The sequence below is a fragment of the Nocardia sp. NPDC004722 genome, from assembly GCF_053601505.1.
In genome coordinates, this window is record NZ_JBSGBY010000286.1 from 1 (window position 1) to 10,534 (window position 10,534).

Sequence of the window (10,534 nt, forward strand, 5' to 3'; positions counted from 1 at the left end):
GACATTGTCGGAGTTGGCCATGATCTCGACGCCGACGCCGCGCAGATACGCGTGCAGGTTTCCCGCGTACAGGAACAGGCCCTCGCCGGGTTCCACCCCGCCGCCCTCGACGGCGTCAGCCGAGCCATGCAGGAGGGCCTCGTCCTCTCCCAGGTCATGCTCGTCATAGTGGCCTTCATAGCCGCCCTGGCCCTCCTCAACACCCTGACGCTGGCGTTGTTGGAGCGCCGCCGCGAACTGGGCATCCTCCGAGCAGTAGGTTCCAGCCGCCGCTTCGCCCTCCACATGGTCCTCACCGAAGCCACCGCCATCGGACTCATCGGCGCGGCCCTGGGCGTGCTCCTCGGCCTGACCAACCAGTACTTCTACTCCCTACTGGCCACCGACACCCTCGGCATCGACGTCCACTTCCGCCCCGGCCCGGCCTTGCTCGTATTCACCTTCGCCGCACTGGCTCTGAGCCTGCTCGGCTCGATACCTCCGGCCGTGCGGGCGGCACGGCTCAATATTGTGGAGGCGGTCAGCGTCGACTGACGTCAGTTGTGGTCGCAGAGCCATTGGGTGCCGTAGTGGGCGGCGTTGCCGCCGTCGAGGTGGACCCAGTGGCCGTCGCCCTCGCAGGGGGCGCCTTCGGTGTGGGAGGTGTCGGGGGCCGGGGGCGGGGTGGGGATGACGCCGGGGAGGCCGCGGAAGAGGCCGTCGGGGAGGGGGATGGAGATGCCGGGGAAGGGTTGCCAGATGTCGGCCGAGGCGGTGGCGGTGGTCAGCAGGGGCGCGACGAGGGCGGTGGAGACGGCTGCGGTCAGTAGTGCGGCACGGCGCTTCATGGGGTCCTCCTGTGGAGACGGCTTGGAAACTGCTCTGTAAGTCACTGGGCCTATATGTTGCTGAGCAGTAACTGTTAGGAGGGTTTGAGCAGGATCACAGTCAGGCGGCGCACTTGGCGTTCGGTGGGGCGGGTGGGGCGGTGTCGACGCCGGCGGCGATGTCGATGTAGTAGTCGGCGTTGCCGGAGACCGGTTCGGTGCCGAGGAGCAGGCGTTGGACCGCGCAGCCGGATTCGAAGAAGACGGGGTTGATGCCGTGGTCGCCGGGGACGATATTGCCTTGCAGGTCTCGGCCGGTGGCCACGGTGTAGAGCGAGGTGGGTTTGCCCGCGAGGGTGAGGGCGGCCCGCATTTCCAGCGACGAGGAGTAGGGGACCAACGGGTCGGCGGTGCCGTGCAACAGGATGGTGTGGCGGACGCCGATGCGGTTGGCCATCAGGACCGGTGAGCGGTCGATGTAGGCCTGCGGGCAGGTGAAGGGGGTGCAATTGCCCGCGTCGCGTTCGATTTCGGTGCGGATGGTGCGACCCGCGAGGTCGGCTTCGAACCAGGCGGTGACGTCCCCGGCGTGGCCGAAGGTGTCCACCCAGTAGTCGTAGGTGCCGGGCGGCGCGTAGATCGCGGCCAGCCCGCTGGTGACTCCGCCTTGGCTCCAACCCCACAACACCGTGGGTCCGAGACCGGGATGTTCGCCGCGATACCACTGGGTGGCGGCGACGGTGTCGCGCCACCCGGCCCACACGTTCCACTCCCCCGTGCGCCAGACGCTGCCGTCCGAGCGCTGATCCATGGTGACCAGGGCAGCCCCCGTGGCGCGGACGATCGAGGCCATGTAGTCGGGGAAGTCGCTGGCACTGCCGTCGTGGCCGTGCACCGCGACGATGAGAGCCCGTGCGCCGCCGTCGGGTTCGTACACGCGGCCGGTGGCGGCCTCTCCGTCCACGGTCAGCGTGACCGGGCGGATGGACACGCCGTTCGAGGGCGCCGACGCGCCCTCCGGGGCCGCGCTCGAAACCGCCGGTGCCGCAATCATCGTCGCCGCGAGCAGGCCCGCGACCGTCAAGATCACCCGCGCTCTTCGTCTGCGACCACCCACGTCCGGCATCGTCGCACGTGGCCGCCGCCCGGCCGGGTACCCACGCCGCGCGGTGTCCGCATCGAACTCATCCGAACGGGAAACCCGTGAATCCGAGTGCCGGAGGCTAGGATTCGCCCATGCGTTCGATGGATGTCGCGGAGCGGCGGGCTCGACTGGGTATGCGGCACCGGCTGGCCGCCGAGGCTCGCACGGGGGCGGTCGAGGAGATCGTGCGGTCGGTGGTGGCACTGCACGCCACCGATCCGGCCACCGTGTTCCTGTCGGTCGCGGTCCGCGGGGTGGGCGTGCAGCCCGGCCATCTGGAGAAGGCGCTCTACGACGATCGGACGCTGCTGCGACTGCTGGCCATGCGCCGCACCATGTTCATCGCACCCCTGGAGCTGGTGCCGGTCCTGCAGTCCTCGATCGCGGACGGCCTTGCGCACAAGCAGCGCAAGAACTACGGCCGCTACCTCGAGCAGCAGCACGTGGTGGAGGGCAATCTGCTGGCCTGGTGGAACGACGTCGAGCGGGAGACGCACGCGGCACTGCTGGCCCGGGGCTCCGCGACGGGCGCGCAACTGAGCAAGGACGTGCCGCGCCTGCGCACCCAGGTGGACACCGCGCCGGGCAAGCCCTATTCGAAGCCGACCAATATCACCACCTGGATCCTGGTGGCGCTGGGCTGCGAGGGCCGGATCGTGCGCGGCCGCCCCAACGGCAGTTGGGCCAGTAGCCAATACACCTGGGCTCCCATCGAATCCTGGATCCCGGAAGGGATTTCGCCGCCGCCGCTCGAGGAGGCCCGCGCCGAGCTGGTCCGGAAGTGGTTGCGCGCCTTCGGCCCCGCGCCGATCAGCGATCTCAAATGGTGGACGGGCTGGACGCTGGGCGAGGTCCGCAAGACCCTGGCGCTGCTGGACACCGCCGAGGTGGATCTCGGCGGTGAGACCGGCCTGGTGCTGGCCGACGACCTGGAACCCACGCCCGCGCCGGAACCGTGGGCGGCCCTGCTGCCCGCTCTCGACCCGACACCGATGGGCTGGCAGTCGCGCGAGTGGTATCTCGGCGCGCATCAGCCCGCCCTGTTCGACCGCAACGGCAATATCGGCCCGACCGTCTGGTGGGACGGCCGCATCGTGGGCGGCTGGGCGCAACGGCCGGACGGGGAGATCGTGTGGCGGCTGCTCGAGGACGTGGGTTCAGCGGCACAGCAAGCCATCGACGCCGAAGCCGAACGGATGCACGCCTTCTACGGCGACGTGCGCGCGATCCCCCGCTTCCGCACCCCTGTGGAGCGCGAACTCACCGCCTGAGCACTCTGTGTGGTTGCTGCGCACGAGTATTCGGAGAAATTCTGCGACCCCGCCGGGCGGTAGGGGTGTTACTGTCGGAATTGTTGTTCGCACGATCCGGACTCGGACTTGGGGAGGTCCACGGGTTCGGCGAGTTTTCGGAGTGTGTCATGGCGTTCACGAATCGGCTGGTCTCCCCGGCATCCACCCCCACCGATCCCGAGTCCGCACACCCCGATTCGACGGGTCTGCCCTCCGGCGAGCACTGGGGCGAGACGTTCCGCGATGCCGCGATCGGCATGTGCGCGGTGCTGTCGGCGATCGACGGCCGCATCGATCCGGCGGCGCGCATGCGGGTCGCGCAGATGGCCGGGGCGCACGAGGTGCTGCGGCGGCTGTCCACCGACGCATTGCGAAATCTGTTCGAGGACAATTGCGCCCGGCTCATCATGGATCCGGCGTTCGGGCATGCGTACGCGATGGCGCAGATCGCCAAGGCCACCGAACATCCGGAGCAGGCGCGCGCGGTGGTGCGGATCGGGGTGCAGGTCGGGCGAATCGACGGCGAACTCGACGCGCACGCGATGACGGTGATTCGCGAGGCTTGTCAGGTATTGCACTTGGACCCACACGAATTCGGTGTGTAAAGCCCTCTGGCTTTTGCTGGACAGTGACTGGCCGCGTGCCGCATTCTTGGGACGTTTGATGCCTAGCGAGGAGATTCACTCTGCATGGCGATTCAAGGGTTCCTCAATATTCTGCTCGACACCGTCCACCCGAATCGGGGCTGGCGTTACTGCGCCTGGTGCGAAGGCACCGGTTCGGCGGGCTACACGCCCAACGGGTCGGCGATTCTGTGCACGGGCTGCGGCGGCGTCGGCTGGCTGGTCGACCCGCCGGTTTACCGGCGCTGAGCAGGTGATTCGTCCCCGGCCGAGTGGCACGCCGGGGACGAATCACGCCGGTCACATATCGAGTCCGAGATCCAGTACCCGGACCGAATGGGTGAGCGCGCCGACGGCGAAATAGTCCACGCCGGTGCCCGCGTATTCGGCCGCCATATCCAGCGAAAGTCCGCCCGAGGACTCGAGTTTGGTGCGCGGCGACCGAGTATTGCGGCGCTGCACGGCCGCTTGCGTGGCCCACAGCGGGAAGTTGTCCAGCAGTACGAGTTCGACGTCTTCGCCGAGCACGGCGTCGAGCTGTTCGAGGTTGTCCACCTCGACCTCGCATTCGATGTCGGGGTTCAGCTCGCGCACCGCACGCAAGGCGGCAACCACCGAGCCCGCGGCCACCACATGGTTGTCCTTGATCAGCGCGGCATCGCCGAGACCCATGCGGTGGTTCACCCCGCCGCCGGCCCGCACCGCGTACTTCTGCAATGCCCGCATCCCCGGCAGGGTCTTGCGGCTGTCGCGAATCCGGCAGTTCGTGCCCGCCACCGCATCGACCCACTGCGCGGTCGCCGTGGCGATCCCGGACAAGTGGCACACCAGATTCAGCATGGTCCGCTCGGCGGTGAGCAGCCCGCGCGTCGGCGCGACCAGGCTCAGCACCTTGTCCCCCGGTTGCACCCGGGTCCCGTCCGCGACCCGTGCGGTCACCTCGTAATTGCCCGCCCCGATCACCTCGTCGAGCACCAGCAGCCCGACATCCAGCCCGGCCACCGTCCCCGCCTGCCGAGAAGCCATGTCCGCCTTGGCGACCGCGTCCGCGGGCACCGTGGCCATGGTGGTGATATCGGGCCCGTACCGCAGATCCTCCTCGAGGGCGGTACGAATCAACGCGACGACCGCGTCGCGATCCAGTCCAGCATCGAGAGTCATTGCGCCACTCCTTGTTCGATGACTTGTTCAGCACCCGGTGCGATGAGTTGCCCAGCGCCCGGTGCGATGACTTGTTCAGGGCTGCGATCGATCTCGGATGTGACCGCGTCGCGGGATCCGGCCGCACCGCCCGCACGATCGCTGCCGCGGTGCCGCGCTGCCCAGGTCGGCATCGCCGCCGCCGCGCCCGTCACGAGCTCGCGGGCGTGGGAACCCGGCCCCACGTCTGCCCGGTCTCGACACCGTCGGCAACCAGCTTCGGCCGCCCGTCGGATCCCAGCCGCACCGCCGTGCTGCGCCGCGAATCCTCCCGTGACTCCGGATAATCCGAGCGGGTGTGGCAGCCACGGCTCTCGGTGCGCGCCGCCGCCGCGACGAGCAGCGCCCGGGCGGTGAGAGTCAGCGCCGAATCCTCCAACTCCCGCACGATCGCCGCCGCCGAATCGGCGTGCGTGCCAGCCCCGTTCGCGCCGCCGTCGGCCTGGTTCGTGAGCCCGGCCAGCCCGTTCGTCATCCCGGCAGGCTGCTGGCCGGGATCCACACCGTCGTCTGTTGGATGGCCGGTGTCGGATGCGGTGCCGTTCAATGCCCATCGCACGGTGATGTCCGGGGCGGCGTTGTCGGCGACGAGGCCGACCATGCGAAGGATGGCGGCGCGCAGGCCGTCGCCGTCGCGCACCACGGCGGCGTGCTCGGACATCAGTTCCTGCAAGAGTTTCCGGTCGGCGCGCGGGAACCGCAGCGGGCCGACCTCGGTGATCGGGCGGGCCGCGCCCTGGCGTTCGGCGGCCGCGATGCCGACGCGTTCGCCGACCACCAGACCCTCGAGCAGGCTGTTGGAGGCGAGGCGGTTCGCGCCGTGCAATCCGGTGCGGGCCACCTCGCCCGCGGCGTAGAGGCCGGGGACGGTGGTGCGGCCGTGCGGGTCGGTGCGGATGCCGCCGCACTGGTAGTGGGCGGCGGGGGCGACCGGGATCAGATCGACGGTGGGGTCGATCCCGGCGGCCAGGCAGGAGGCCGTGATGGTCGGAAAGCGTTGCGGGAAGCCCTCGATGGACCGGCCGTCGAGATAGACGTGATCGGTGCCGAGTTCCTGCATGCGGGCTGCGATGGCACGGGTGACCACGTCACGCGGGGCCAGATCGCCGCGCGGGTGCACGCCCTCGGTGACCGAATTGCCTTCGGAATCCACCAGAATCGCGCCCTCGCCCCGGACGGCCTCGCTGATCAGCGGGCGACGGCCGAGGCCGCCGGGCGTGAACAGCACGGTCGGGTGGAACTGCAGGAACTCCAGATCCGACACCAGCGCCCCGGCCCGCAGGGCCAGCGCGATGCCGTCGGCGGTCGCACCGGCCGGGTTGGTGCTGCACGCGTACAGCTGGCCCAGACCGCCGGTCGCGAGCAGCACGGCGGGGGCGTGCACGATGCCGAATCCCTTGTCGGACACGGCGATCACGCCGCGCACACCCTCGGGTCCGGTCACGATGTCGAGCACCGCCGCCCCGAAGAGCACCGGCAACCCGGCGGCGTTGAGCGCGCGCTGCACCTCCGCGCCGGTGGCGTCGCCGCCCGCGTGGATGATGCGGCGCGTGCTGTGCCCGCCCTCGCGGGTGCGCGACACTTCACCGTCGCGGCCGTGGTCGAACACCGCGCCCAGGTCGGTCAAGGCCGCGACCGCGTGCTGCCCGCCCTCGACGATGGAGCGCACCGCGTCGGCGTCACACAGTCCGACCCCGGCGATCACCGTGTCCTGGACGTGCGATTCCACCGAATCCCCGTGCGGCGCGACGACGGCGATGCCGCCCTGCGCGTAAGCCGTCGAGGTGTCGGTGGGACCGCCCTTGCTGAGGGTCAGCACCCGCAGGCCGCGCAGCGAGGCGGTGCGGGCGGCGGTCAGTCCCGCCACCCCACCACCCACGACGACCAGATCGGCTTCGGCTTCCCAGGTGATGGAAATCGATGTATTCACCATTGTTCATCCCTCCCCTGACGGGGGAAGGCGGGAGCTATTCGCCGCCGCCGGGGTTGCCGATCTCGATCATGCGCTGCACCGAATTACGAGCCAGGGCAGCGGTTTCGAGATCCACGTGGACCTCGTCGCGGTTCTCCACCAGGCAGCGGAGCAGAGCGGCGGGGGTGATCATCTTCATGTACTGGCAGGAGGCGCGGTCGTTGACGGCCTGGAAGTCGATGCCCGGGGCGGCCTTTCGCAGCTGGTGCAGCATGCCGACCTCGGTGGCGACCAGAACCTGGTTCGACTTGGCGGCCTTCGCGGCGTCGATCATGCCGCCGGTGGACAGGATGTGCACCCGGTCGGCCGGGAACTCGCCCGCGCCCGCCAGGTACAGCGCCGAAGTGGCGCAACCGCATTCGGGGTGCACGAACAGTTCCGCGTCCGGGTGGGTGCGGGCCTGCTCGTTGAGCTCGTCGCCGTTGATGCCCGCGTGCACGTGGCATTCGCCCATCCAGATGTGCATGTTCTCGCGGCCGGTGATGCGCTTGACGTGCGCGCCCAGGAACTGGTCGGGCAGGAACAGCACCTCGCGGTCCGGGTCGATGCTGGCGACCACGTCGACGGCGTTGGAGGAGGTGCAGCAGATGTCGGTCAGCGCCTTCACCGCGGCGGTGGTGTTCACGTAGGAGACGACCAGCGCGTCCGGGTACTCGGCCTTCCAGGCGCGCAGTTCCTCGGCGCTGATGGAGTCGGCCAGCGAGCAGCCCGCGCGCTGGTCCGGGATGAGCACGGTCTTCTCGGGGCTGAGGATCTTCGCGGTCTCGGCCATGAAGTGCACGCCGCAGAACACGATGGTGTCCTCGGGGGCCTCGGCCGCGATGCGGGACAGGGCCAGGGAGTCGCCCACGTGATCCGCGATGTCCTGGATCTCGGGCAGCTGGTAGTTGTGCGCCAGGATCGTGGCGTTGCGCTCGCGCGCCAGCCGCTTGATCTCGGCAGCCCATTCGGGGGTGGCGTCCACGCCGGTGAAGCCCGCCGGACCGTCCGCGATGCGTTCGGTCAGGTTTAGTGTCGCGCCCGTTGCTGCAGCCATGGGATGGCTCCTTCTCTCATGCGACCGGCCACCTCGCCGATTCGCATCCAACCGGTTTTCGACTTAGGATCGAAAACGTGGCCCATCGTAGCACCATCCACGAAACGCTCACCGCGGTGTTCCAGGTTCGTCGCTTCCCCGACACCAAACGTGCAGGTGAGAGCACTAGCGTGGGTGGGATTGCCGTTTCCGACCGCTGTCCGCCCGGTCATCGCACCGAACTCGCGGTGCTGCTGTGGGAACGCGCCCTCGAGCCCGCCATCGGCACCTGGTCGCTGCCCGGCGGCCGGTTGCGCGAGAACGAGGATCTCGACACCTCCGCGGCCCGGCAGCTCGCCGAGAAGGTCGACGTCCGCGAGCTCACCCACCTCGAACAGGTGTGGGTGTTCAGTGATCCCGATCGCGTGCCCGGCGACCGACGCATCGCCTCGGCCTACCTGGGCCTGGTCCCGATGACCGCGGAGCCGGTCGTCCCGCACGACACCCGCTGGCATCCGGTCTCGGATCTGCCGGACATGTCCTTCGACCACGGCACGGTCGTGCGGCACGCGCGAAACCGGCTGGCCGCCAAGCTCTCCTACACCAATATCGCCTTCGGCCTGGCCCCGGCCACGTTCACCATGTCGACGCTGCGCGAGATCTACTGCGCCGCGCTGGGTTACGACGTGGACACCACCAACCTGCAGCGAGTCCTGTCACGGCGCAAGGTGATCACCCCGACCGGGGAGACCGCCTCCCCCGGCCGCGCGGGTGGCAGACCGGCCGCCGTCTATCGTTTCACCGACTCCGAGATCCGGGTGACCGACGAATTCGCCGCGCTGCGCCCGCCCAGCTGAGCGGTGTTGCCGAGATCACCTTCCCCGGTGTCGCGGCATCGGCTCGCGCGCGCCGGAATGCTGGGTTACATTTCCCGTTGTGCCGCACTGGATCCTGAAGTGCCGGACAAGGCTAGGAGAGGTTCGGACTTCCGGTGTTGCGGGCGGGGGAGATTTTTGCCGGGTACACCGTCGAGCGCATGCTCGGCATCGGCGGTATGGGAGCGGTGTACCTGGCCCGGCATCCACGCATGAACCGCCGGGTGGCGCTGAAGGTCCTCAATGACGACCTGGCCGCGGATCCCAAGGCGCGGTTGGCCTTCGAACGCGAATCGATCCTGGCCGTCGAGCTCGACCACCCCAATATCATTCCCATCTACGACCGCAGCAGCCCCCAGGATCCGGCCCTGTGGCTGGCCATGCGGCACATCGACGGCGGTGACGCGACCTCGCTGCTGACGCCGTGGCCCGACGGACTGCCTGTGCAGCAGGCGATCCGGCTGATCACCGACGCCGCCCACGCCCTGGACTACGCGCACAGCAAGGGCGTGCTGCACCGGGACGTGAAACCGGCGAATCTGCTGATCGAGCACGATCCGCGGGTCGGGGAACGCGCCCTGCTCAGCGATTTCGGGATCGCCCGCACCCTCGACGACACCACCACGCATTCCGGTGTGGTGGCGTCGCTGGCGTACACGGCCCCGGAACGCTTCACCGACCAGCGGCCCACCGACCATCGCGCCGACATCTACTCGCTGGGGTGCACCTTCTACCAATTGCTCACCGGCCATCCGCCGTTCCCGCGCAGCAGTCAGGCCGCCGTGATCGCCGCGCACCTGGGTCAGCCCGTCCCGCTGACCACCGCGCGGCGGCCCGATCTCCCGCGCGGGCTGGACACGGTGATCGTCACCTCGCTGGCCAAGGATCCCAGCGAGAGGTATCGGACCTGTGCGGACCTCGCCGAGGCGGCGCATCGCGCGCTCGGCCCGCGCGGCAACACCAGCACGCTGCGCCGCCCCACCCCCACTCCGGACCAGTCGTCGCACGAAAAGTCCGCGCCCGCATCGGCATCCAGCACCGGGCCACTGCCGAGGAGCGCCACCGACACCAAGCCGAAGACAGCGACCACCGACGCGACCATCGCGCCGCCCGCCGACCGGCGCATCAGCCGCCGCGCCCTGCTGATCGGCGGCGCGATCACCGTTCCCGTCACGGCGGCCGTCATCGCCACGGCCGTCACACAACTCGACTCCGGTGGCGGCTCCTCCCCCGGCCCCGCGCCTTCGACGGCCGCGACCCTGGACGGCGTGCTCACCGGGCACGGCGATGTGGTCCAGTCCGTCGTCTTCAGCCCCGACGGCGCGCAATTGGCCTCGGGCAGTTTCGATCAGTCGGTGCGGCTGTGGGACATGGGCACCCGCAAGCTCGCCGGCGAACCCCTCGCGACCGGGCACGCCGTGCACGCCCTGGCCTTCAGCCCGGACGGCGCGCTGCTCGCGACCGCCGGTGGCGCCAAAGGGGATTGGACCACACAGCTGTGGGACGTGAACGCGCGCCAGCCCGACGGGCCGCCGCTGAACCCGGGCGCGTGCACCGGACTCGAAGCCGTGGCCTTCAGCCCCGACGGGGCGCTGCTGGCGGTCGGC

11 protein-coding genes are annotated in these 10,534 nt (G+C 69.6%); 6 read left to right on the plus strand and 5 right to left on the minus strand.

Going from position 1 to position 10,534, the window contains the following annotated elements; translation table 11 throughout:
- The first annotated feature begins 156 nt into the window (after positions 1-156).
- Positions 157-534, plus strand: coding sequence for an ABC transporter permease (locus ACWELQ_RS25600; RefSeq protein ID WP_452399599.1), 378 nt, complete (start codon positions 157-159; stop codon positions 532-534).
- Between the two features lie 2 nt (positions 535-536).
- On the opposite strand, the gene ACWELQ_RS25605 is transcribed toward ACWELQ_RS25600, so the two are convergent.
- Together ACWELQ_RS25605 and ACWELQ_RS25610 are read right to left on the minus strand one after the other, a co-directional pair.
- Entirely contained in the window at positions 537-827 is a 291-nt protein-coding gene (locus tag ACWELQ_RS25605; protein ID WP_452399589.1) for a hypothetical protein, read from the minus strand.
- Positions 828-927: 100 nt separating this feature from the next.
- Positions 928-1,896, minus strand: coding sequence for an alpha/beta hydrolase family protein (locus ACWELQ_RS25610; RefSeq protein WP_452399590.1), 969 nt, complete (start codon positions 1,894-1,896; stop codon positions 928-930).
- A gap of 146 nt (positions 1,897-2,042) precedes the next feature.
- On the opposite strand from ACWELQ_RS25610, the gene ACWELQ_RS25615 reads away from it, so the two are divergent.
- The 3 genes from ACWELQ_RS25615 (at position 2,043) to ACWELQ_RS25625 (ending at position 4,114) form a co-directional block, all read left to right on the plus strand.
- The gene (locus tag ACWELQ_RS25615; protein WP_452399591.1) at positions 2,043-3,221 is read left to right on the plus strand and encodes a winged helix DNA-binding domain-containing protein; all 1,179 of its coding nucleotides are present in this window, start codon (positions 2,043-2,045) and stop codon (positions 3,219-3,221) included.
- A gap of 149 nt (positions 3,222-3,370) precedes the next feature.
- Entirely contained in the window at positions 3,371-3,847 is a 477-nt protein-coding gene (locus ACWELQ_RS25620; protein ID WP_452399592.1) for a tellurite resistance TerB family protein, read from the plus strand.
- 84 nt (positions 3,848-3,931) lie between these two features.
- Entirely contained in the window at positions 3,932-4,114 is a 183-nt protein-coding gene (locus tag ACWELQ_RS25625) for a hypothetical protein (RefSeq protein WP_452399593.1), read from the plus strand.
- Positions 4,115-4,165: 51 nt separating this feature from the next.
- Here the strand turns inward: ACWELQ_RS25625 and nadC are convergent, their stop codons facing one another.
- The 3 genes from nadC to nadA all read right to left on the minus strand — a co-directional run bounded on the left by nadC (position 4,166) and on the right by nadA (position 8,073).
- A complete protein-coding gene (gene nadC, locus ACWELQ_RS25630; RefSeq protein ID WP_452399594.1) occupies positions 4,166-5,026 on the minus strand; it encodes a carboxylating nicotinate-nucleotide diphosphorylase in 861 nt (286 codons plus the stop codon).
- Positions 5,027-5,216: 190 nt separating this feature from the next.
- Entirely contained in the window at positions 5,217-6,998 is a 1,782-nt protein-coding gene (locus ACWELQ_RS25635; RefSeq protein WP_452399595.1) for an L-aspartate oxidase, read from the minus strand.
- 34 nt (positions 6,999-7,032) lie between these two features.
- A complete protein-coding gene (gene nadA, locus ACWELQ_RS25640) occupies positions 7,033-8,073 on the minus strand; it encodes a quinolinate synthase NadA (RefSeq protein WP_452399596.1) in 1,041 nt (346 codons plus the stop codon).
- A 77-nt stretch (positions 8,074-8,150) separates the two neighbouring features.
- On the opposite strand from nadA, the gene ACWELQ_RS25645 reads away from it, so the two are divergent.
- Positions 8,151-8,909: an NUDIX hydrolase gene (locus ACWELQ_RS25645; protein WP_452399597.1), complete on the plus strand. Its 759-nt coding sequence runs from the start codon at positions 8,151-8,153 to the stop codon at positions 8,907-8,909.
- Between the two features lie 134 nt (positions 8,910-9,043).
- Positions 9,044-10,534, plus strand: a 1,491-nt coding sequence (locus ACWELQ_RS25650; RefSeq protein ID WP_452399598.1) for a WD40 repeat domain-containing serine/threonine protein kinase, incomplete at its 3' end; no start/stop codon positions are given.